21 protein-coding genes and 1 pseudogene are annotated in these 21,998 nt (G+C 43.4%); 19 read left to right on the top strand and 3 right to left on the bottom strand.

Going from position 1 to position 21,998, the window contains the following annotated elements; translation table 11 throughout:
- Positions 1–238 precede the first annotated feature (238 nt).
- The 7 genes and pseudogenes from BP97_RS0104585 to BP97_RS0104555 all read left to right on the top strand — a co-directional run.
- Complete coding sequence (locus BP97_RS0104585; RefSeq protein WP_028548042.1) at positions 239–1,396, top strand: FAD-dependent oxidoreductase; 1,158 nt, start codon at positions 239–241, stop codon at positions 1,394–1,396.
- 74 nt (positions 1,397–1,470) lie between these two features.
- Entirely contained in the window at positions 1,471–2,178 is a 708-nt protein-coding gene (locus BP97_RS0104580; protein ID WP_028548041.1) for an MBL fold metallo-hydrolase, read from the top strand.
- Positions 2,179–2,347: 169 nt separating this feature from the next.
- Positions 2,348–3,004 (top strand): TetR/AcrR family transcriptional regulator, encoded by a 657-nt coding sequence (locus BP97_RS0104575; RefSeq protein WP_028548040.1) that lies wholly within the window; start codon positions 2,348–2,350, stop codon positions 3,002–3,004.
- A complete protein-coding gene (locus BP97_RS0104570) occupies positions 3,001–3,369 on the top strand; it encodes a DUF4180 domain-containing protein (protein WP_028548039.1) in 369 nt (122 codons plus the stop codon). Before BP97_RS0104575 ends, BP97_RS0104570 begins: the two co-directional genes overlap by 4 nt.
- 59 nt (positions 3,370–3,428) lie before the next feature.
- A complete protein-coding gene (locus tag BP97_RS0104565) occupies positions 3,429–4,073 on the top strand; it encodes a formylglycine-generating enzyme family protein (protein WP_051620395.1) in 645 nt (214 codons plus the stop codon).
- A 177-nt stretch (positions 4,074–4,250) separates the two neighbouring features.
- Positions 4,251–4,802 (top strand): MarR family winged helix-turn-helix transcriptional regulator, encoded by a 552-nt coding sequence (locus tag BP97_RS0104560; RefSeq protein ID WP_028548037.1) that lies wholly within the window; start codon positions 4,251–4,253, stop codon positions 4,800–4,802.
- 134 nt (positions 4,803–4,936) lie between these two features.
- Positions 4,937–5,170 (top strand): annotated as a pseudogene (locus BP97_RS0104555) (hypothetical protein); the annotation flags it as partial.
- 77 nt (positions 5,171–5,247) lie between these two features.
- Here BP97_RS0104555 and BP97_RS0104550 read toward each other — a convergent pair.
- Positions 5,248–5,778: a hypothetical protein gene (locus BP97_RS0104550; protein ID WP_028548035.1), complete on the bottom strand. Its 531-nt coding sequence runs from the start codon at positions 5,776–5,778 to the stop codon at positions 5,248–5,250.
- Between the two features lie 355 nt (positions 5,779–6,133).
- On the opposite strand from BP97_RS0104550, the gene BP97_RS38655 reads away from it, so the two are divergent.
- Positions 6,134–8,248 (top strand): S-layer homology domain-containing protein, encoded by a 2,115-nt coding sequence (locus BP97_RS38655; RefSeq protein WP_197035411.1) that lies wholly within the window; start codon positions 6,134–6,136, stop codon positions 8,246–8,248.
- 80 nt (positions 8,249–8,328) lie between these two features.
- Here BP97_RS38655 and BP97_RS0104540 read toward each other — a convergent pair whose 3' ends face one another.
- The gene (locus BP97_RS0104540) at positions 8,329–8,910 is read right to left on the bottom strand and encodes a TetR/AcrR family transcriptional regulator (RefSeq protein WP_028548034.1); all 582 of its coding nucleotides are present in this window, start codon (positions 8,908–8,910) and stop codon (positions 8,329–8,331) included.
- A 100-nt stretch (positions 8,911–9,010) separates the two neighbouring features.
- Here BP97_RS0104540 and BP97_RS0104535 point away from each other — a divergent pair, with 100 nt between their 5' ends.
- The 10 genes from BP97_RS0104535 (at position 9,011) to BP97_RS0104485 (ending at position 20,148) form a co-directional block, all read left to right on the top strand.
- On the top strand, positions 9,011–9,661 hold the full coding sequence (locus tag BP97_RS0104535) for an NADPH-dependent F420 reductase (protein WP_028548033.1): 651 nt from the start codon (positions 9,011–9,013) through the stop codon (positions 9,659–9,661).
- A gap of 420 nt (positions 9,662–10,081) precedes the next feature.
- On the top strand, positions 10,082–12,202 hold the full coding sequence (locus BP97_RS38650; RefSeq protein WP_051620358.1) for an exosporium glycoprotein BclB-related protein: 2,121 nt from the start codon (positions 10,082–10,084) through the stop codon (positions 12,200–12,202).
- 55 nt (positions 12,203–12,257) lie between these two features.
- Positions 12,258–13,727, top strand: coding sequence for an RCC1 domain-containing protein (locus tag BP97_RS35255; protein WP_051620357.1), 1,470 nt, complete (start codon positions 12,258–12,260; stop codon positions 13,725–13,727).
- Between the two features lie 218 nt (positions 13,728–13,945).
- Positions 13,946–14,521, top strand: a complete 576-nt coding sequence (locus tag BP97_RS0104520; protein WP_036745479.1) for a TetR/AcrR family transcriptional regulator — start codon at positions 13,946–13,948, stop codon at positions 14,519–14,521.
- Positions 14,522–14,606: 85 nt separating this feature from the next.
- A complete protein-coding gene (locus BP97_RS0104515; protein ID WP_028548031.1) occupies positions 14,607–15,986 on the top strand; it encodes an MFS transporter in 1,380 nt (459 codons plus the stop codon).
- Between the two features lie 278 nt (positions 15,987–16,264).
- Positions 16,265–16,768, top strand: coding sequence for a hypothetical protein (locus tag BP97_RS0104510; RefSeq protein WP_036745478.1), 504 nt, complete (start codon positions 16,265–16,267; stop codon positions 16,766–16,768).
- Between the two features lie 1,175 nt (positions 16,769–17,943).
- Positions 17,944–18,681 carry an RDD family protein gene (locus BP97_RS0104500; RefSeq protein WP_197035410.1) on the top strand — a complete coding sequence of 246 codons (738 nt, stop codon included), beginning with the start codon at positions 17,944–17,946 and terminating at the stop codon, positions 18,679–18,681.
- A gap of 269 nt (positions 18,682–18,950) precedes the next feature.
- Positions 18,951–19,193, top strand: coding sequence for a hypothetical protein (locus BP97_RS0104495; RefSeq protein ID WP_028548027.1), 243 nt, complete (start codon positions 18,951–18,953; stop codon positions 19,191–19,193).
- Positions 19,193–19,552 (top strand): aspartyl protease family protein, encoded by a 360-nt coding sequence (locus tag BP97_RS0104490; RefSeq protein ID WP_028548026.1) that lies wholly within the window; start codon positions 19,193–19,195, stop codon positions 19,550–19,552. The genes BP97_RS0104495 and BP97_RS0104490 overlap by 1 nt, the downstream gene beginning before the upstream one ends.
- A gap of 266 nt (positions 19,553–19,818) precedes the next feature.
- The gene (locus BP97_RS0104485) at positions 19,819–20,148 is read left to right on the top strand and encodes a winged helix-turn-helix transcriptional regulator (protein ID WP_028548025.1); all 330 of its coding nucleotides are present in this window, start codon (positions 19,819–19,821) and stop codon (positions 20,146–20,148) included.
- 334 nt (positions 20,149–20,482) lie between these two features.
- Here BP97_RS0104485 and BP97_RS0104480 read toward each other — a convergent pair whose 3' ends face one another.
- Positions 20,483–21,196, bottom strand: a complete 714-nt coding sequence (locus tag BP97_RS0104480; RefSeq protein ID WP_028548024.1) for a TetR/AcrR family transcriptional regulator C-terminal domain-containing protein — start codon at positions 21,194–21,196, stop codon at positions 20,483–20,485.
- Positions 21,197–21,304: 108 nt separating this feature from the next.
- Here BP97_RS0104480 and BP97_RS0104475 point away from each other — a divergent pair, with 108 nt between their 5' ends.
- Positions 21,305–21,982, top strand: a complete 678-nt coding sequence (locus BP97_RS0104475; protein WP_028548023.1) for a DUF6022 family protein — start codon at positions 21,305–21,307, stop codon at positions 21,980–21,982.
- Positions 21,983–21,998: the final 16 nt, after the last annotated feature.

The raw sequence follows: 21,998 nt of genomic DNA, 5'->3' as shown, positions 1-21,998 counted from the left end.
CAGAAGAATTGTTCGAGTTAGATGTCAGTTAGGGTTCATTCCCCCGAGACTCCATTAAATATTAAGTTCCCCAACGGGTACTCCTTCTATAACTAATCTTTCTAGCTTCAATTTATATTCAGTTTACATAGCCGGTTTACGATGTATTCATTCGATTCAGCAGCTGCATCTTAGGGGCAGCGAGTGAATGGAGTGAGTGGCTTCAAACCCTATGTTAAATACATCAGGAGTGGTGAGAATGAGCGACAAAGAAAAACGAATTGCTATTATTGGAGCAGGTCTCGGGGGATTGACTCTGGCACGCGTTCTACAGCAAGCAGGATTTGATCCCGTTATTTATGAACGCGAATCATCCAGAACATATCGCTCACAGGGAGGGACGCTTGATTTGGCAACGGATTCCGGTCAGAAAGCTCTTCAAGTGGCCGGTCTGCTCGAGGAATTCCAGTCGATTTGCCGGTACGAAGGACAAGCGATGAAATTAACGGATAAAACCGGTAAGCTATTATTTGGAAGCGCTGCAGAAGAAGGACCCGGAGAAGATGATCGCCCCGAAATTGATCGAACCTTACTTCGAAATATGCTTTTAGATTCACTGCATCCGAGCTCGGTCCGGTGGGGGTACAAGCTATTGCAGGCACTGCGGCTTGAAAATGGACAACATGACTTACAATTTGAAAATGGGCAAATCGAGACGGTGGATCTCGTTGTCGCGGCGGATGGCGCTTTCTCCAAAATCCGTCCTCTTCTTAGCAATGCGGATGCGGAATATTCCGGCGTTAGTATGATTGAACTGAATGTTTTAGACGCAGCAACTCAATTCCCCGATCTATTTGCCTTTAATGGCACTGGCAGCATGTTTGCTCTCGATGACCATAAGGCCATTGTGGCTCAGGTTAATGGTGACGGCCGGATTCGCGTCTATCTTGGCTTTGAAGTAGATAGAGATTGGATAGACGTAAATGGAATCCCTTATGAGAATCTCGAAAAGGCTAAGTGTGAAATGCTTAAGTTTTTTGAAGACTGGGACGAGGATTTAAAGAACTATATTCGATATGCAAATGGAGAAGTTTTTCCAAGAAGAATTTATATGCTGCCCGTCCCTCACAAGTGGGAAAGCAAATCCGGTGTTACTCTAATTGGGGATGCCGCGCATTTGATGTCACCCTTTGCCGGAGCTGGAGCTAATCTAGCTATGCTGGATGCTGCAGAACTTGGATTATCCATTATTAACAACGATGATCTTTTCCAAGCTATTAAAGAATACGAGTTGAAAATGTTTGAATATGCAGGCGATACTGCAATAACAACGAAACGCTTCATGAAATTGTTCTTTTCCGACAACGCTGCAGAAACGTTTGGCGAAATGATGAGCAGCAACTTTGCGGAAGTATAATTTGTTTTGAAAATCTACAATACATTGGAGGTGCGCCGATAGCCGTTTAGAACATAAACGGTACCGGTATCCTAATGACAACAACAGCTAACATTATTCCTTTATACGTTAACATCCCGATGCCACACGGACTTTGGACTTATACTCCGACTTTACTTTGTGCCAACGACTCTCTCATCCTCGTAGATACGGGCATGCCTGGCATGATCCAAGAAATCCTATCGCAAATGGAAGCAGTCGGGTTTCCAATCGGAAAGCTGACCGGTGTATTTATTACGCACCAAGATATTGACCATATCGGGGGTATCTCCGAAGTATTGAACGAGAAATCAGACACCGAAGTCTATGCCCATATTGCAGACAAGCCTTATATTGAAGGGAAGCTTCCTCTCATTAAAGTGCTTCCTAAGATGCTCGAGCCATTTGGAGAAAAATTCTCGCCACCTGGTGAAATCGTTACTCAAACGGTTGCTGACGGAGATAAATTGGATTTTGCCGGTGGGATTATTGTCATTCATACACCGGGTCATACACCCGGACATGTCAGCCTCTACCATCCAGCTACCAAGACTCTGATCGCGGGTGATGCGATGCTCATTAGAGGGGAACAGCTTCAAGGGCCGAATCCAATACAAACTCCCGATCTGGAGGAGGCTTACCGATCATTAGCTAAACTCACTGCCTATGATATTCAGAGAATTATCTGTTATCATGGTGGGGTGTACGAATCCGATGTCAACCAACGGATTGCCGAAATTGCGGCAGCTGGGCCACCGGCTTAAAAAAGGCTCTTGTTGAGTGAACCTGGGGATATCTATGCGATATAGGGGAACAGTTACCTCACCTTCGAGCTTCATTATTCGACTCCGGGTTTGACAAAACGGTAAATCATTATGTATAATTTTTTTATTCTGACTGATCAGTATAAAAAGAATTGAGCAAGGTGATAAAATGCCCAAACTAGGAGTGGAACCAAAGCGTCGGGCGGATGTCATTAACGCCACGTTAACCTGCATAAGCATTTATGGAATTGACGGCATGACGCTGGAAAAGGTGGCTGAGTATGCGGATTGCTCCAAGGGAGTTGTCACTTATTATTTTAAGAATAAGGATAATCTGACCATCGAAGCATTCAATTCGTTCTTGGCGTATTATGCTTTGAAGATAGAATCAGAAATTGAAAATACAATGGCAGCCGGGGATATGATTGACGTTACATTGAAACATATTCTGCCGCCTTACTGTGATGTGACGGAGAAGAAGATTAACGTTTCACAACTGGATGGTATTGAAAACATGTTTCTCTCGTATGAGGATCAAGGAAGGCTCTTTGTACAGTTTTTTTCGAAAGCCATGTTGGACCACAAATTGCAGGAAGTCGTATCCAAAAGCTATACGGCTGATCTCCAGGGCATAGCTAAGATTTTTGATTACGGCAACATGCAGGGGCAAATGTCAGTAGAAGATTCCCAAAGCGCTGCATATGGGCTGCTGGCTATGGTTATAGGACTAAGCTTCTTCAGAGTAGCGAACATTCCGCCAGCCAATGGCGAAGATAACCGATATATCTCTGAGGATTATGTGAGAAGAGTAGGAGGGCGATTATGAATATAACGAAATTAGAAGCAGGCGGTAGAAATATTGCCGTCGTGAGCAGCAGCGAGACATTAATAGGGGATGTTCAGTCGGCACTGGATCTTATGGCAACCGTACATTATGAAACAGGCTGCGATCGCATCGTAATCAACAAATCTCTGCTAAGCGACAGTTTTTTCGATTTGAAAACACGCCTCGCAGGCGAAATCCTTCAGAAGTTCATCAATTATCGCGTGAAGATTGCAATTGTTGGGGATTTCTCCGGGTATTCAAGCCAAAGTCTTCAAGATTTCATCTATGAATGCAACAGAGGACACGACATCTTTTTCTTGCCGACTGAGCAGCAAGCGATTGAAAAGCTAAGCATGTTGAAGTAGAAGCGGCAATGGGAGGAAAATAGGTGTTAAAAGCACGGCGAAGTCATGCTGAGTATCCCATGGTGAAAATTCCTGCTGGTGAGATTGAATTAAGGGACGATCGGATAAAGACTCAATGGACGGTAGAGGTGAATTCTTTTTTGCTTGCACCGGTTCCAGTTACGAAGGAGCTATATTTCTCGATATTGCAAAAGAGAGTTGGACCTAATGATTATCCTCAGGCTCCGGTTGTGGAAGTCTCCTGGAATGATGCTATTCTCTTTTGTAATTCGCTCTCTCAGTACTCGGGTCTAAAGGAATGTTACTCAGTAAGTGATGATGGCGAGAGTATCGTCTGCAACTGGGGAGCGGAGGGCTATCGTCTGCCGACAGAATCAGAATGGCAGTATGCGTGCAAAGCAGGAACAACAGGGTATCGATACGGCGAGCTTGAGGAGATAGCTTGGTATCATGACAACGCTGAGGGCATGGTACATGAGGTAGGTAAAAAGCTGCCGAATGCGTGGGGACTCTACGATATGTTAGGAAATGTTTGGGAGTGGTGTTGGGATCTATACGATGTCCAAGTATACGGCACTTACAGAGTTTTCCGCGGTGGAAGCTGGGCGGAAGAGGCTAGGGGATGTGGAGCGACGTGCCGCCGCCGCAGTCATCCTGCGTTTCGAATTGATGATCTCGGCTTTCGTCTTGCTAGATCGCTATGAGGTTGTTAATAAAGGCAAGGCGACGAGCAGTTCTCCTCCCTAGGGGATGCCACGCAAAGGAATCTTAATAAGCCATAATGCTGCTTCAATGCTTGGTTTCACTTTGTGGGTGGAAATTTAAACATGAATCGGTTATATTATAGTTAGATAATCTAATTAAATTGCAAGGTGGATGTCATGACCAGAAAAAATAACAAGGAGTATACGCCCGACCCATTGCCAAAGTTAGGCGTTAAGCCATATTTGGATCTTATGGACCAAACCGCTGCGAAAGATACGGATCGAAAATCAGCTTATCTCGGATTATTGATGCTGTGGCTCGGAGATAACATCTTGGATTTAATGGACTTGAATTTATCCCCATTTGGCATTACCGAGAGCAAATTTGACTTGCTGCTGCTGTTAACACTGCACGAGGGGAGAGAGCTAGTAACTCCTTCCGCACTTGCTGAACGGCTTGGAATCCGTCGTGCTTCTGTAACGGCCTTATTAGATTGGCTGGAGAAGAGAAATTGGATTCTTCGCAAGTCAAGTGAACTGGATCGTCGTATGATTCATGTCAGCATTACGTCGGAAGGCAGGGCATTGGTTGAACAAGTATTACCGGCTTTTTGGTCGACTTGCTCATCGATCATCATCGAAATGGACCCTGAAGAGCGAATGGTGTTGGAAAAAATTCTGGACAAGCTAAATGACAGAATTGAAAAAAAACTGGGGGTGGGAAGATAGTTTTTTTTGAGCATATAATTAGATTATCTAACTATATTTGATAAATCATTATAATGAGGTGTTGTATGTCAAGATTCGTTAGTTCATCTATGGATCAAATAAACTATTCTGTTATGACAGGTATCCTATGTTGGTCTGTTTCGGTCTATACGTTTATCCTTTTTTCAGGAACAAGTCTGGGACCGATTTTATCCATTTATTTAATGAAAGTGAGTAGTTATTTGTTTACATTTTTTCTGCTGGCACTTATTCTTGGCATAGGTTTGTTGGCAGCATGCCTAATTAATAAAGATACTTCGGATGAAACCGGCGGCAGCGTCGGAGAAAAGATTGTGACCCTTGTAAACAAACTGAATGACCCTTCATGAGGCAGTTCCAGCTGGTCTTATTCACCCGAGGAATAAGCCAGTTTTCCCTTTTACTTATATATTTGAAGCAATCTGACTTATGCCGATAAATATCGAATCAAACCTAGTACTGCAAATCCGAACAGAACAGTGCCAGCACCTATGCCTGTAATCGCACTGCTAGCTACATGCAGCTTTTGAAATGTGAATAACGCTATGATGGAGACTGCAACCAGAAGTGCAGCAAGAAGGTATAAGCTGGGATCATCAAAAACGGTTTTTAAACCGATGAAATGAATCCCTACAATAAAGGCTACCCAAGGGGAAACAAATTGATTGCGTTTCATTTTGATGAATACAAAAGCACCTGCACCCGCCAAAAAGAATTCAATATAAACGGAAATCAAATAGTTTTTGAACGAGGTCGTATCTGACAACGCGGAGGGTGCGTCCCAGTTCGTCACACTTAAATAGATACCGATCAGGCAGATGAGAAGCGCTATCCCAGAGGCAATACCAAGGTATTTGCGCCAGCTAGCTCTGGGATTTTCCTGAGCCCAGCCAAACCAGCAGAAACTAAACATGCCGAATATGGAGGCGTACATTGCGTAATCCCGTACATATTCCATTAACATCCTCCTATCAATGATGGATATTATTTCATTTTAGTTTTCTCTTTTACTATATCATGGATAGAATGTAAGGAAAAATTAATTCGATTAAACCTCTTTGCTCTATTGAATAGGGAGGAAGAAAATGGAATAATCAACTTAAGCCATGAGTAATAAAGGGGGTTATTGTGTGTGGGCAAACAGGCGTTTAATATGTAGTTTACTCGTTGTGTTACTAACTCTCGGTTCTATTGCTATACCCGTCTCAGCCGAAATAAAGATAGATCCGTCCTTAGATGTAAACATAGTGCCTAATGTGGAGATCAACCCAGCCATTAAGAATTTAATATTCCAAAACTCGAAGGACGTACAGTTGAAGTGGAAAGCTCCTACTCTAGCCGCTACTTTTAGTGGCGCTCCGACTATAGGACCGGATAATACACTCTATTTAGGATTCACGTTTCGATGGATATTGTCCGTTCAATACGGCATATCTGCATTTAATTCAGATGGGGTGAAGCTGTGGACCTTCGGACTCCCTGAGTCCATCTTAACTCCTCCAACTGTGGCTCCAGACGGCACAATTTATGCAGGGGCTCGTTATAAAGACAGCTCCGGTCAATTAGTTGCTATCCGTCAGGATGGAGTGAAGAAATGGGCATTCACAGCAGGGGATCATATAACCTCTTCTCCTGTATTTGGATTAGATGGCACTGTGTATGTGGAATCCAAAGATGGCATTTTACATGCTCTGAACCCACAGGATGGATCAGAAATTTGGTCGCTGGATATGGAGGTTAAATCTCAGGCTTACTTGGCGACGGGGCCTGACGGTACGATTTATGCTACCAATGGTACAAATTCGCTTTATGCTATCAAGCCCAATGGAACGAATAAATGGGAATATACAACAGGTGGAGTCGTGAGCACGATTCCTGCTCTCGGTCCTGACGGGACGATCTATATCGGATCAGCCGATCATAAGCTATACGCTATACTACCCAGCGGAGCAAAAAAGTGGGAATTCGATCAAGGCAGCAGCGTATATGCTCCTTCAATCGGTCAGGACGGCAGCGTCTATTTCGGTTCGGAGGATGCCAAACTGAATGCTTTGAATTCCAATGGCAGTCTGAAATGGCAATTTGTCGCAGGTGGCTCCAATACCCCACCGGTTATTGGCCCGAATGGTTTGATTTATACGCACTCCACAAGCAATAAGGCTATTTATGCACTCGGCCCTAATGGCAATATTCAATGGCAATATAAAATCGAAACCGAAGAACCGCTGCCGTTAGCAGTAGGCGGTGATGGTACTTTATATGATGTGTCGACTAAATACCCAAAAGAGAAAGACGTTGACTTTAACGATTTGGAACACACTCTCGTTATGTATATCTATGCACTCAAGGTGCCTGTGAGCACGATAACCTTGAATCAAACATCGCTTGCTCTAGCAGAGGGGCAAAGCGCCAGTCTCACTACCTCTATTACGCCCACCTATGCATCTAATCCCAAAGTGACCTGGAAAAGCAGCAATCCAAACATAGCATCTGTAGATTCCAATGGCAAAGTGAACGCGCTTTTATCCGGCACAGTAACGATCACCGCAAGCACAGGAGACACACCTTTTGCACAGTGCAAGGTAACTGTCACAGGACGAACGGATACAATAACCTATGCTAGCAGCGTAGTGCTGAACAAATCAGCGTTGTTCCTTCATGTCGGAGACAATGAGACCCTCTTGGCCAAGGTGATCCCGGATAACGCCTCGAATCAGAATGTAACCTGGATGAGCAGCAACCCAGGAGTAGCTGCTGTGAATCTCAATGGCAAAGTAACCGCAGTCTCAACAGGTTCTACAGACATTATAGTCACAACTCAGGACGGGAATTTCGTAGCCAAAAGCAAGATAGTGGTAACCGCGGGGACGGCCGCTTCCGCTTCAACCTCAATCCCATTCATCGACGTAAAGGGGCACTGGGCTATCTCTGAGATCCTTCAAGCTTATGAGCGTAAAGTGGCCAGTGGCTATCCTGATTTTACGTTTCGGCCGAATGCAAATATTACCCGATCTGAATTTACGGTTATGCTGATGAACGGTTTAAAGCCTCCCATAGAAGGAACTGATCTTACTTTCAGTGACAACGATGATATCGAGGATTGGGCGGCAAATGCGGTAAAACAAGCAGTGGGGATAGGCATCATTAGCGGATACCCGGACGGTACCTTCAGACCGACCGCGAACATTACTCATGCGGAAATGATGTCCATGGTTGTTAAAAGCTTAGGTGTTACGCTCACGCCTGGAGCAGTTACCGATTATGCCGATGACGCAGACATTCCCGATTGGGCCAAACCGGCGGCAGCTATTTCGGGCAAAAATAATCTTCTCGGTGGTACGGTTGGCAACAATTTTGCTCCTTCAGCTTTGGCTACCCGAGCTGAGGCGGTAACAGCGATTGTCAGGATGCTTGATTTAAAGCCCTAACCCTTCAAAAAGCAAAAAAAAGCCTTAGTATATTTAAGGCTTTTTTTTGCTTTTTTCATACGGAGAAGTTCAATACTCCCTTAATGGCGATAAGAATTGATCAGTGTGCTTGCCGCATGAACAACATCCGCAGCGGGACTGTCTGCACCTATGAACCTGGAGGACATACAAAATCCCTCAAGGAGGATAAATAGTTGTCGTGCAATGGAGCTAGGAGACTTCAATTCGGCTTGCTCGCAGATGGTTTCCAAGCGTCGTATAATAGTTTGTTTATGATCGACAGCCGCTTTGTTCACGATATGATCGGGAAACGGGAATTCGACGGCAACAGCCTGATAAAGACAGAACGTGGACTGAGGGGATAAAGAATGCTGTTGAGCAACAGCCTCGAACAATGCGACGAGCTGCTGCTGAGGCTCTTTTGTTCCCTGGATCGTTTCTTCAAACCATTGCCAATATAGTTCGCTCGATCGTTCCAATATGGCAACTATCAAATGATCTTTGGACGGAAAATGCTTGTACATGGTCATTTTGGTAATTCCTGACTTGGCTGCAATCGTATCGACGCCGACAGCATGGAAGCCTCTTTCGAAAAATAATTTACTGGCGGTAACCAGCAATTGCTCTCGTGCCGCTGATTTCTTTTCATCTATTTTTCCCATTAGCTTTAACACCTCGCTTGACATTATACAGATCTGTATATATACTGTCAAATAAAGGTTAGTATACTGACCTGTATGTATAATTTGAGGAGGAGAGCAAATGAACATTGGATTTATTGGCTCGGGAAATGCAGCACAAACGTTAGGCAGCTCGCTTGTTCGATTGGGGCATGATGTCAAGCTGGGAGCAAGAAATCCGGAAAAGCTGAATACCTGGTTGGAGGAAATGAACCAACTTGGGAAGGCTAGTGTCGGTTCTGTTCGGGAGGCTGCCGAGCATGGTGATATTATTTTCAATGCGACTCCGGGGGCTGCATCTCTCGAAATTCTGCACGCAGCGGGTGCTCAGGCTTTAAAAGGAAAAATCCTGATTGATATTGCCCTTCCTCTTCAATTTTTAAACGATGAGTTGAGCCTGTCCGTAGCCAATACCGATTCTTTAGGAGAACAGATTCAGCGTGCCTTCCCGGATGTGAAAGTAGTAAAAACGCTGAATACCGTAACCTCCGCATTGATGGTAGATCCACTTAGCCTAGCGGACGGTCAGCATGATTTATTTATTAGCGGGAATGATGCAGATGCCAAAAGAGAGGTCATAGAGTATTTGAAGGAATGGTTTGGATGGAAGAGCGTTATCGATTTGGGTGATATTTCTTCCGCGCGAGGTACCGAAATGATGCTTGCTCTTTCTTCGAGAATCTATGGGGCTGTAGGCCATATGAACTTCAACATTAAGATTGTAGGAAGATAAGAAGGCTTCAGTGGACTGTTACAATAGATATGGATTAAAAGGTTATTCTAAAGGAAGTCGAAACGACGACCAGAGGGGTAGCCTCTTTTTTTCTATTGAATATGACAAAAAAATACAATTTGTAACATGACAATAATGGTGACAACGCTCACTACTGAGCCAGACTCTGTTTATTTATAATAGGGAGATTGACAGCTCAACTAAAGAGGTTGATGTAAGAAGGGCAAGCATCACTTTACAACTATTCACATCGTTTTCTTAAGCGAACCGAGAAAAGGATTAACCTTAGTGGATTTTATGTCGATAAAATATAGTGTCAACCACATGTCAAAATGTTGTAAGTAAACGTATAACGAACGAGGGTGATGCCGTTTATCACGATTTTCATAATATCTATATCATATTTAGGAGGCCGTTTTTATGAAAGGTATAAACAAATTAGTATGTAAGTCATCCATGGTATTTCTCGTAGTAAGTCAGCTTGCTGTAACGTTCCCGAGTTTTGGGTCTTTAGGTAATACAGTAGCCAATGCAGCATCATTTGGTGATGTAGACTCATCTAATTGGGCGTATAAATCCATTTCCAAGCTATCTGCACTTGGGGTTGTAGAGGGAGATACGGCGGGCAGCTTCAATCCGAATGGTTCGATAAGTCATCAAGAGGCTGTCGTTATGACCGTTCGTTTTTTGGGTTTGGATGGGGCTGCTTCCACTATATCAAACGTGCCGCTCAAGGTTGATTCATGGGCACAAAGCGGAGTTCAGTTAGCATTGGAGAAAGGCTTGATCGCTGCCGATGAAGAAACCGTTCCTGAAGGCACAGAGTGGGGGAAGCAAGCTGCCAGCCGTGAATGGTTGACGAGACTGGTAATCCGAGCATTGGGTAAAGAGAGTGAGGCACAAGCTCTTGCCGATTCGACATCCTCCTTCAGCGATGCAGGTGATATTTCAAGCTGGGCGCTCGGGTATGTGATCGTTGCAGCGAAATCTAATGTCATTAGCGGTTTCCCGGACAATACGTTTAAGCCAAAGCAAACCGTGACAAGAGCGCAGCTGGCGTCTTTGCTGAATAACGCTGAGTCCTTGGTGAACATAAATTCCAAACGGATGGTACGAGGCCATGTGACGGATTTGACCAAAAGCAGCATAGCTATCGTGGATAGCACAGGGGCCAAAGCATCGTTTCAATGGGGCTCAGATACTGTCGTTTATGATAAGAGCGGACTTGGAGCAACGATTCGTGTAGGGGATGCAGTTACTTTAATACATAACGGAAGCAGTGCACTATTCCTGGAGATCTCTGGCGAAACGGTCGCAACTGTGCAAACTCCTGGAACAAAGGGAGAGAATGGGGAAAAAGGAGATAAGGGCGATAAGGGCGACAAAGGAGATGTCGGTGCCCAGGGTGAAAAAGGCGAGAAAGGCGACCCAGGAAGCCGTGGTTCTAGTGGCTCGCGGGGGATACAAGGAGAACCCGGAGCAACTGGCCCAATGGGTCCGCAGGGCGAGAAAGGAGACCCGGGAGCAGCAGGCCCAGCAGGTTTGCAGGGCGAGAAAGGAGACCCGGGAGCAGCAGGCCCAGCAGGTCCGCAAGGTGCTCAAGGTGACCCGGGGGCTGTGGGCCCGGCAGGTCCACAGGGCGCGAAGGGTGACCCGGGGGCTGTGGGCCCGGCAGGTCCCAAAGGTGCGCAAGGTGACCCGGGGGCTGTGGGCCCGACAGGTCCACAGGGAGCGCAAGGTGATCCGGGGGCTGTGGGCCCGGCAGGTCCCAAAGGTGCGCAAGGTGACCCGGGGGCTGTGGGCCCGACAGGTCCACAGGGAGCGCAAGGTGATCCGGGGGCAGGTCTAAACGGTTTAGTAGCCTTTGACCCTTTGGCAGCTTCATCGTATTCACTCTATCAAGTGGTAACCTACAATGGGAGCACTTATATGGTTAATACCGCGAATCCGACAGGTGTACCTGGAGCATCCGCTGCTTATACGCTGCTAGCCGCAGCGGGAACAACAGGTCCTAAGGGTGACTCTGGAGCTATTATTCCATTTTCGTCCGGATTGCCTATAACGATGACAACGATCGCAGGCGGACTAGCTGGAACGCCCAGTTTCATTGGATTTGGTTCTTCTGCTCCGGGGGTTGCTTCTTTAGGACCAAGTATTGATCTCACTGGTGCAGGCGGTACACTTTTGAACTTTGGTTTCTCGGTTCCGCGCGATGGAACGATTACATCGATGTCCGCTTACTTTAGCAGCACTGCGGCTTTAAGTTTAGTGGGATCAACGGTAACGATTACTGCGCAATTATATGAGTCCAAAACACCCGATAATATATTCACACCCGTTCCTGGAGCTTCAGTAACACTAGCTCCACCAATGACAGGCATCCTGTCAATAGGGAGTATATCTTCAGGAATCACTACCGGCTTGAGCATTCCTGTAAAAGCTCAAACCCGATATATTATGGTCTTCTCTTCAACAGCCACTGGTTTAAGTCTGATAACTACGGTAGCAGGTTACGCGAGTGCTGGGGTTAACATTAATTAATGAACAGATATGAAGAAGTGAACGATCAAGCAACGAGGAGGGTTGTATTATTTTTATGAAGAAAACAACTCGAGTTCTGGTTTTTTGTATGATGCTGCAGCTATTCATTCCTCTCTTATTCACTAACCAGGCAAAAAGTAGTCCTGTGGATGGCGGTGTACCGGATACAATACCACCGAGCGCGCCTACCTTGAGATTAACCGAAAAGACATCGGATCAAGTGAATCTGGCATGGACGGCAGCATCCGATAATATAGGTGTGGTGGAGTATCAGGTGTACAAGGATGCTGCGGTTGTAACGACGGTAACCTATTCGACCTATACGGCCTCAGTTCTGGGATTAACCCCGGGAACAACCTACAGCTTTACTGTAAAAGCGAAGGACGCTGCGGGTAATGTGTCGGAATCGAGCAACGCAGTTACGGTGAACGATAAAGCTATGGCTTCGGGTAGCCGATCAACCATTTCAATGGGAAGATTCAACGCTTTTTATACGTTGGCAGTCAAAAGTGATCATACGGTGTGGGCATGGGGAGACAGGAAGTTTTTGTTGGACAAACCTGCGGGATTGACGCTCGCCCCAGTTCAGATACCAGAATTGGATGATATAAGAGTTGTTTCCTCCGGTCATGATCATTCCCTGGCCCTTAAGCAGGATGGGACGGTATGGTCATGGGGAAACAATGCTGACGGTCAGTTGGGAGATGGAACTACTGAGTCTAGATTCCTTCCAGAGCAAATACCCGGACTAAGTGACATCGTAGCGATAGAAGCGGGACAGCAGCATTCGCTTGCTTTAAAAAAGGATGGAACTGTGTGGGCCTGGGGCTTGAACGCATATGGTCAGATAGGTGATGGTTCAACAAGGAATCGGGTGACGCCGGTTCAAGTTGCGGGCGCAAACTCCATTACGTCCATCTCCGCAGGAGCCTTTCATAGTATGGCTGTAAAAAGCGATGGCACTATATTCGTATGGGGCTTTAATGCATATGGTCAATTGGGAGATGGAACGACAACGAACCGCACGACACCCATTCAGCTTCATGATCTTGACGGCATATCCTCTGTGTCGGGAGGGCTTTATCACAGCATGGCTCTAAAACAAGATGGAACCGTGTGGACATGGGGTTATAACGGAGAAGGCGAACTTGGGGATGGAACAACGACAAATCGGTTAATTCCAGTACGGATTGAGGGCTTAAACTCGATAATCCAGGTATCGTCCGGCGGGCTTCATAGTATGGCCTTAAAGAGTGATGGTACTCTATGGGCGTGGGGATATAACGGATACGGTCAATTGGGAGATGGAACGAAAACAGCACAGGCGTCTCCGGCTAAAGCAGCAACCGACATCGTTATGAGTTCCATATCTGCTGGGTATATGAGCAGCAGTGCAATTTCCCGCCAAGGGGCTATTTTTTCCTGGGGCATGAATGATTATGGTCAATTGGGCAATGGTATGCAAATGAATTCAGCTAGTCCAGTTGAGACAAGCGTTATGTCTTCTGAGAAAACAAACAGTTAGCATTAGGTTATTCAGCAAGAACCCCGCTTTTAATTATAATAAGGGTTTCTTTTATAGACAGGTGCTCGGAATTGCCTCCTGACGACTGTTCAGAATGACTTCAATACGGAAAGCCTTTTTTTTGCTTGACTTTTGATCTAATTAGATTTACCATGATTTCACATGTAAGTGATCACTTGCATATAGAAGATAAGGAGGAGAGGTTCATTAGTAAAGAGATGAGCAGCAGCGACAAATTGCTTACGGCAGTGATCGAGCTTGTTGCGGAAAAAGGCTACAATGGCGTCTCCACCAAAGAAATTGCAACCACGGCCGGCGTGAACGAAGTGACGCTGTTTCGACTTTTTGGCAGCAAGCAAAATCTACTGGAGACAGCCTTTCACCGTTATCATTACAGCGAAGAAATGACAAAGCTGTTTCAAGATAAGCTCGTATGGGATTTGCATGCTGATCTGCTCTTGATCAGTCGTACCTATCATGAGGCAATGAACCGCAATCGGAAAATCATCCAGATCGCCCTCAAGGAAGGGAGCGTATTTGCGGAGTTTCGAGAGAAAGCAAACAAGCATCCTCAAAAATTAAAGCAGCTGTTGGCGGATTATTTTCAGGCTATGTTTGAAAAAGGGAAATTGATCGAGGCCAATTGGGAGCTTCAGGCTCTATCGTTTATGTGGATGAATTATGGTGCATTTATCAGCAATCTTCATTCGGATGGCTCGAACTTTCCAGCAGCTCCTATGAATGCGTTCATAGAGGAAAGCGTAAGGACCTTTGCTAGGGCATTAACTCCCTAGTATTATTTTTGAAGTATATGCAAGCAAGTACTTACATTCATACTGTCATTAATGAGATATCTAATTTTGAGAGGAGACTGGGAGAATGGAAACGGATGTGAAGCGTCAACAAGGAGACTCATTAATTCGAGTACTGATGTTTACGGTTATGCTGTCATCGATGAGCGCCTTAATGTTCAATATTGTTTTGCCAGAAATGAGCCAGGAATTTCATCTATCGATTGCTCAGGTAAGTTGGATTTCGTCTGCATATACATTGATTTATGCTGTTGGGACCGTAACTTATGGGAAGCTTGCCGATAAATATAAGCTGAAGAATGTCATAACATTCGGGCTCGCGCTATTTGGGATCGGATCGTTGATCGGTCTGACCTCTGACAGCTTTGGGATGGCGCTGGCTGGAAGATGCATTCAATCCGCAGGAGCTGCCGCTATTCCCGCAACGGCTATGCTAATCCCTGTAAGATATTTCGCACCCGAGCGCAGAGGGCAGGCCTTAGGCATGACGGCCACAGGATTGGCACTCGGCAGTGCTATTGGACCGATCGTATCCTCACTCATTGTCAGCGTTGCTCATTGGAGATGGCTGTTTGCTGTACCACTGCTCATTCTGCTTACTCTTCCTTTATATCGTAAGCATTTGAGCGACGAACGGGGGACGGAAGGGAAATTCGATTGGATAGGTGGGCTTGCCTTAGCGTTAACCGTATCGTTGCTGCTGATCAGCGTGACGAATGGGGGATGGTGGTTTACATTGGGCAGCTTGATCGCGGCCTTATTGTTTATTGCACGAATTCGCACTGCTCCAGAACCGTTTGTTCAGCCTGCTCTGTTTGGCCATAAGCCCTATGTGGTGGGGGTTGTAGTTGCTTTTATTATTAATGGGATCGGGTTGTCCTTGTATTTCTTAAGTCCGCTGCTGTTGTCGCAAGTTCATCAGCTGTCACCTCAGTGGATTGGGATGGCGTTAGTTCCTGCTGCTATTGCATCAGCGATTCTGGGGCGTAAAGGAGGCAAACTAGCCGATTTGAAAGGAAACGCGTTTCTTTTTCATATGGCATCCAGCTTGCTTATTGCTTGCTTTATCTTGCTGTCAACCTTCTCTGGAATTTCGCCATTATCGGTTTCGGTCATATTGATCCTTGGCAATGTGGGGCAATCCTACATGCTTATTACGATGTCGAATTCCATTTCGAGAACCTTGACACCGAAGCAGATGGGAGTCGGAATGGGAATGTTCTCCATGCTGAACTTCATTTCTCAAGCGATAGCGACAGGCTCATACAGCAGGATATTAGAGATAAGAGCTTCAGACTCATGGAACCCCTTTAGCCTCAATCCGGCTGGCTCCATGTTCAGCAATATTTATCTCATACTCGCTGGTTTGCATGTGCTTATTTTGGTGGCTCACTATTTTCAATCGAGTTTGAGAAAACATGGTGTTGAGATGAAGAGACAAGCGTAACGGGATTCTGGCAGTGAAAGCATAGGGGCTTGCAAAGTCATTTAGAGACTTTGTGAGCCTCTTTTTTTAATTTCCAATATTTACAACGAATGGTATGATGAAAAGGTGGATTTAAATGGACTAAGTACTGACACACCTACTCCCTACAGTTGTTTAAGTCTCTTGGCTTCGTAAATACAAGAACACTGTAGGAAATTCCCAAAAATAAATTAATTATTAAACAGTTAGAGAAAGAAGGGGAACTGATACTTCAGAGAAGATATGTAAGAAAGTTTATGATGGCTTTGAGTTATATATTTATCTTTATTAGATCGGAACCGGAGAATCCAATACATAAAGAAATAATTGGCGTATTTTTAAACTGGCTTCATAAAGATATAAAATTTGGATTTTGTACAATACGTGTGCTTGTTTATAGATTATATAAAATTAGGAATGATCCATATAGGAATAGAGTAATTGCAGAATTAACCTCATTTTTTGTTAAAACGGGTAAATTTAATATGGATCGAATCAATATGAGTGTAGAACCAATAATTAATATACTAGAAGAAATTAATAAAAAAATTGAATTGAGAGAATTTAATAAAGTGCGAATAATGGCGAGTTCGGTACATAATTATCCTTCATTTATTCTGGGAACATATTACGGGAATTCAAAAGAATTTTGGAACGAAAATATAAATTACTATAATAGGGAATTTGGAGAGGGCTTTATGAGTGAGTGGGAATACTTATTCCAAGAAGTGTATTCAAAGACGGATAAAGATATAGAAATTTGAAAGCGAATACGAGGAAATGGGAACTTTCGATCGCAAGAACGTTAGGTGAAATAAAGGCAATAAGCAAGGAAGTGAAATCATAGTTAATAGTTTTTTGAATTTGATATTAGTATTAATTACGATGAGTATGTTATTTTCCGGCTGTATATTCAAAAATAAAGTAAATTCAGAAAAGGCCCCTTTAAGCCAATTACAAACACATGAAACAAATGAGAGTAGTATAGAAAAGGTAAATTCAAGTACTATAGATGAAACAAATTTGGTGTATAAGGTAAGTAAAGTTATAAATCCCTTGCCCCTAATATTCCTTATTATTATTGGTTATGGGATGTTAAATCCTTTCAATATGTACGAAATAATGATCTAGAAATGATTTGATTCAGAAAAACAAAACATTACGTCGTTCGGTAGAGCAACTGTTGGTGAGCATTATTGGAGCACCTATAAGTACATCGAAGGAGTTCCTGCTCTAATAAAATACACAACTGAAAACAATAGACCCTGATAATAAATAGTGCATTACCGTGTTGAAGAGTTAATAAATAACAATATTCAGGTAACAGAATATGATGAACCATGGAAACATTAAGTTATAGTAACTCATTAAATAAGCTCTGTGACCTAAACTCGACGCGGCGGAGACTACTTCCCTGAAGGTTCTTGACTTAGTGAATACCAAAATTTTATATGCAATCAGGATAAAACTTAATAAAGATTAATCATTACCATTACCATTATTTACAGGTAGTGGTATATTTGTATTAATAACTGTTGCGAATGCTCCGTCTCATTAAAAATGATCAATGATCAAATAAAATCAATAAATAACAAAAATGGCTATAAAGATTGCTAAACCGGTAAAGGGACGAAAAAACCATAAAGATCGACAAACCGTAAAGTACGAACCCAGATTACAGAGAATTTTGCATTAAAGAACGAGATGCGGATTGTATATTGAAGAAGGCCCCGACATCATCTAACACTGTATTCACGCTACGGACTTGAAGGTCTTTGGTCTGACCGGAGTCATTTTGAAGAAGGGGATTTAAGTTGACATCCCTGTATTGACTAGGTCTGTCGGACCGGTCGCTAAATATCCCATAAGCCAATGAGGTTTCGTGAATACAAGAAGGCTATACGAATGATCGCTAAATATGATAAAGGCTGGAATAACCTTGGAACAATTAAAATCATTTATTATTAGTAAGAGAATAGGTGCATTTTTAATAGATCACTTTATTTTTTCGTTTCTTGTTTGCTTAACTATCTTTTTAATTTTGGATCCAACGAACAATGATTTCTCTTCATTATTTATATCGATAAATGTATTGATATTTGGGGCATTTATTTTATACTGCTATAAAGATATCGTAAACGGAAGAAGTATTGGCAAAAGAATTTTTGGGCTTGCTGTTAGAGAAGAAAATGATAATAATAATGTACCTAAAGCTAGTAAATTAATAATTAGAAATCTATTTACTTTTCTATGGCCTATAGATTTAATTCTAATTCTGGCTAGTAAACGAAAGAAGAAAATTGGAGATAGATTAGTAAATACAGACGTTTTTATGTTAAACAATAGAAAAACTATATTGGGAATCACTTTGTCTTTAGTTTCCATATTTATTTACTTTATTTGTATATTGTTTTTTGGAGTTTTACAAATTATTAAACAAGATGAATCGTATAAGATTGCAACGGAATATATTAAAAATAGTACTGAGATAAGAAACTTAGTAGGTAATGAGATAACATTTGGGTATTTTCCTATGGGAAGTATCCAGTATAAGAATGGGCAGGGTACTTCTGAATTAACGATAAAGGTAATGGGAAGTAAAGATACGATTTCAGTACATGTTGTTCAACAGAAAACATCAAAAAGTAATTGGATTATTGAAAAAGTTGATTTTTAGTTATTTCAATGAAGTATGATCCTTCCGATAACACCGTATTCACACTACGAAGGTGTTTTGTCATTGGTCTACCCGAGGCAATTCAGAGAAGCGGATTCAGGCAGATAATCCTAGCCGCGTTGCGGCCTGTAGCTAAGCTGCCTTAAGGTTCTCGGCTTCGTGAATACAGCTCCCGAAGTGAAATTCCAATCAAAGGCTTGTAAGACCGAAATTTAATATTATGGTATAATTTTAGTATTAGTTTAAAGACGTTTGGAGGGATCAAACGCATGAAATGGCAAGAAGTGAGAAATATCTATCCTAATCAATTTGTGAAGTTCGAAATTATGGAATCAGAGCTTCAGGAAGATCAAGAAATAGTCGAAGAGGTTGCAGTAATAGGCCCTATAAGGGATGAAGAAGCTACAAACGAATTGTTGAAAAGTAAGAATAACACAATTATTTATCATACATCTAAAGATCAGGTTATCATTAAAATTCGTAACCGTAATGGACTAAGGAGAACTCATTAATGAAGTTTGAGTACCGTGACGGTTTATTATTTACATCAATTCGAATTAGCTATAAGGGAATAACGAAAACCATTGATAATATTGTAATTGATACTGGAGCAAGTCATACCTTACTATCGCAAGATGAAGTAGATGATATAGGAATTAGGGTGACAGCAGATGACGAGATTGTAACAAGTTTTGGTATAGGAGGTAAAGAACACGCATTGATTCGAGTAGGGGATTTTATTATGAAAGATGTTGCGATTGATTTTACTTCATTCCCTTATGACGATATTAACGGATTACTTGGACTTGATATATTAATGAGTGCTAAATTCAATATTGACCTTAACAGCCTTGAATTACGTCTGCAATAAGATAATAATATTGCAGATTTTTTTGTGAGCAAATCCACAGTGGTCACCATAAGTCCAATCAGGGTCACCACAGTGGCGACCCAAGGAAACTGAGGAGACGCCAAGATCCGCAGCTACATCGGGAAGAATGCATTCCCATAACTCTTTGATTTTCGTGATACAGTCGATTATGCTTGAGAGATAGAAGGTTGAGAAGTATTTACTTTATTTTTACTTTATTTCGCTTTAGTTTCATTGAAGTAAGTTTTGTGAAGGGAGCATGAGAAATGAGACCTACAGATTCTGATTATGCAGCTAATGTAACTCTTGGAATCATTGAAGGAAAATGGAAGCTGCTGCTTCTTTGCCATTTGCGAAATGGTAAGAAGCGGTTCAGTGAATTTACACAGCTGATTCCAGGCCTAACGCAAAAAGTGTTGACCTATCAGCTGCGGGAACTGGAGTCCCACGGCTTGGTTAAACGTGAAATATACCCGGAAATCCCGCCGAAAGTGGAATACTCTTTGACTTCCTATGGGCAAAGCTTAATTCCCTTGATGGATCTGATGAATAAGTGGGGAGAAGAGCACATGGCTCGCTCTGAGCAGATTTGTTAATACTATTTAACTTATAGCGAAGAAACCAAAACACGCCGAATGGGCGTGTTCAGATTGTCGAGAAATCTAATTATTCAGAAGCTGGATGAGAGCGGAAGGTGGGGTATCCCCTGAAGGAGCGCAAGCGTCCGCCTTTGTTATCGGGAAATCCCCGCTGTAAAGCCACTGAATTAAAAATTTCCCGATAACAATAGTGGCCGGAAGGGGATACCCCACCGAAGTACCTCGTACACATCTGAAAACATCACAGGTTACTCGACAGACTCAACACGCCGAATGGGCGTGTTTTTGGTTTGGAGGCAACTTTCATTCCGACAGGCTGCCCATGTGTTCATTAAGACTTGGGGCGCTGCGCTTCAAAACCGTCCAAGAGAACATTCACTCCGAATGTAAATTCGGTGTCCCAATCGGCAGCAGTGGTATACACCGCTAATCGACTAAGATGGGGGTAGTGCTCTGACGGTAGTGCTTTAAACCGCTCCACCTGATTTTTTCCCAATTGATCCATATCTACGAGCTCCTGTTTGGCTCTTGCAGCCAAACGGTTTTCTTCATCTGTAAAACCAAAAATATAATTTTTCAACATCGAAGCAAGCCATGGAATTTGTGATTCTTTAAACCCCGATTTAGCCAATACACGGAATAAATATTCGATATGCGACAGACGATGCGGGCTCGCAGCGATCGTCGCCCCCATAATTTGTACCGAATCCCTATACAGATGCAGGGTACGACGGAAATTAAATGACCACTGCCGAAGCTGTTCCCGCCAATCCAATTCTGCATCAGGAAATTCCACTTCCGAGCTTATTTGCTCTGCCAACAAATGAAGCAATTGGTCCTTATCCTTCACATGATAATAGAGAGAGGCTGCTTTAACCCCTAATGAATCAGCGATTTTGCGCATGCTAATTTGTTCCAAGCCTTCGGCTTGCAGCATGGTCAAGACCGTACTGACGATCCTGTCACGGTCTAGTGGCGTATGAATATCTTCTATATTCCCTGTTAGAATGTCCGTTTGAGATGGATTCGTTCTTCTTCGTGCCATATTTGCCCTCCAATGAATTCTTGACAATTATACCATATAGTATTAATCTAACAGTGTTAAAATATAATCTAACGATGTTAGAATAATTGTTGAGGGAGATGATTAACAATGGATAAAGCTTTAATTCACACGGTTGTTCGGAATGTGGAGGCAGTCTTTTCAAATTCATGGAGAATGGTCTACCAGGAAAAGAAAGAACAACTGACTCAGATGTTCGAGCAGTATGGCGACCGCGCATACGGTGTATGTATCCAAGAGTTTATGATTCCGGTTGTGGAGCAATTGAGAGCAGACGGATACAGTGTTAAGGCAGGATTTAATCGGAAGGATTCCATGGAAAACTGGGGACCACCAGAGGAAAGGGAACGATGCGTGTGGTACGTCCTCCATGACGATAAGGGGATTCCAATCGGTACGATGGTGCTGCAGATTTATCATTCGCATCGAACGTTTCATTTTCCGCGTGCACCCCGACTATTTTCGGTGGAGGTTACCGATAGGGAACAGATTATTTCAGCACTTTCCCAAGCGACAACGCGCGTGAGATGGGATCGTGTAGAAGAACGGCTGCCTCTTTCTGCCGAATTTCAAACCGCTGGGGATAGCTGGGAATATGCGACGGATGTGGCACTCGGGGATTGTTTGCATGGCGGCGAAACGGAGCACAGCGGCTGGACTATGGACGAAGCCTTGTCCCATTGGGGGAGGTACGGCTGGGAGCTCGTTAACGTTATGCCTGCGGACGGCAAGGTGATTGCTTTTTTTAAACGTCGCCGTGCGGTCTGATATAAGATAGTATCCA

It is taken from the genome of Paenibacillus sp. UNC451MF (genome assembly GCF_000686845.1).
Classification (GTDB): domain Bacteria; phylum Bacillota; class Bacilli; order Paenibacillales; family NBRC-103111; genus Paenibacillus_S.
The sequence above is the reverse complement of the archived record's forward strand: the minus strand, read 5'-3'. Positions and strand labels throughout refer to the sequence as shown.

Bases quoted from the DNA above. Each gene is read 5' to 3' on its own strand.
- BP97_RS0104535 (WP_028548033.1), top strand. From the start codon at position 9,011: ATGAACATTGGATTTATTGGCTCGGGAAATGCAGCACAAACGTTAGGC.
- BP97_RS0104550 (WP_028548035.1), bottom strand. From the start codon at position 5,778: ATGGAATATGTACGGGATTACGCAATGTACGCCTCCATATTCGGCATG.
- BP97_RS0104475 (WP_028548023.1), top strand. From the start codon at position 21,305: ATGGATAAAGCTTTAATTCACACGGTTGTTCGGAATGTGGAGGCAGTC.
- BP97_RS0104585 (WP_028548042.1), top strand. From the start codon at position 239: ATGAGCGACAAAGAAAAACGAATTGCTATTATTGGAGCAGGTCTCGGG.
- BP97_RS0104490 (WP_028548026.1), top strand. From the start codon at position 19,193: ATGAAGTTTGAGTACCGTGACGGTTTATTATTTACATCAATTCGAATT.
- BP97_RS0104580 (WP_028548041.1), top strand. From the start codon at position 1,471: ATGACAACAACAGCTAACATTATTCCTTTATACGTTAACATCCCGATG.
- BP97_RS0104515 (WP_028548031.1), top strand. From the start codon at position 14,607: ATGGAAACGGATGTGAAGCGTCAACAAGGAGACTCATTAATTCGAGTA.
- BP97_RS0104560 (WP_028548037.1), top strand. From the start codon at position 4,251: ATGACCAGAAAAAATAACAAGGAGTATACGCCCGACCCATTGCCAAAG.
- BP97_RS0104510 (WP_036745478.1), top strand. From the start codon at position 16,265: ATGGCTTTGAGTTATATATTTATCTTTATTAGATCGGAACCGGAGAAT.
- BP97_RS0104540 (WP_028548034.1), bottom strand. From the start codon at position 8,910: ATGGGAAAAATAGATGAAAAGAAATCAGCGGCACGAGAGCAATTGCTG.
- BP97_RS35255 (WP_051620357.1), top strand. From the start codon at position 12,258: ATGAAGAAAACAACTCGAGTTCTGGTTTTTTGTATGATGCTGCAGCTA.
- BP97_RS0104575 (WP_028548040.1), top strand. From the start codon at position 2,348: ATGCCCAAACTAGGAGTGGAACCAAAGCGTCGGGCGGATGTCATTAAC.
- BP97_RS38650 (WP_051620358.1), top strand. From the start codon at position 10,082: ATGAAAGGTATAAACAAATTAGTATGTAAGTCATCCATGGTATTTCTC.
- BP97_RS0104485 (WP_028548025.1), top strand. From the start codon at position 19,819: ATGAGACCTACAGATTCTGATTATGCAGCTAATGTAACTCTTGGAATC.
- BP97_RS0104520 (WP_036745479.1), top strand. From the start codon at position 13,946: ATGAGCAGCAGCGACAAATTGCTTACGGCAGTGATCGAGCTTGTTGCG.
- BP97_RS0104480 (WP_028548024.1), bottom strand. From the start codon at position 21,196: ATGGCACGAAGAAGAACGAATCCATCTCAAACGGACATTCTAACAGGG.
- BP97_RS0104570 (WP_028548039.1), top strand. From the start codon at position 3,001: ATGAATATAACGAAATTAGAAGCAGGCGGTAGAAATATTGCCGTCGTG.
- BP97_RS0104565 (WP_051620395.1), top strand. From the start codon at position 3,429: ATGGTGAAAATTCCTGCTGGTGAGATTGAATTAAGGGACGATCGGATA.
- BP97_RS0104495 (WP_028548027.1), top strand. From the start codon at position 18,951: ATGAAATGGCAAGAAGTGAGAAATATCTATCCTAATCAATTTGTGAAG.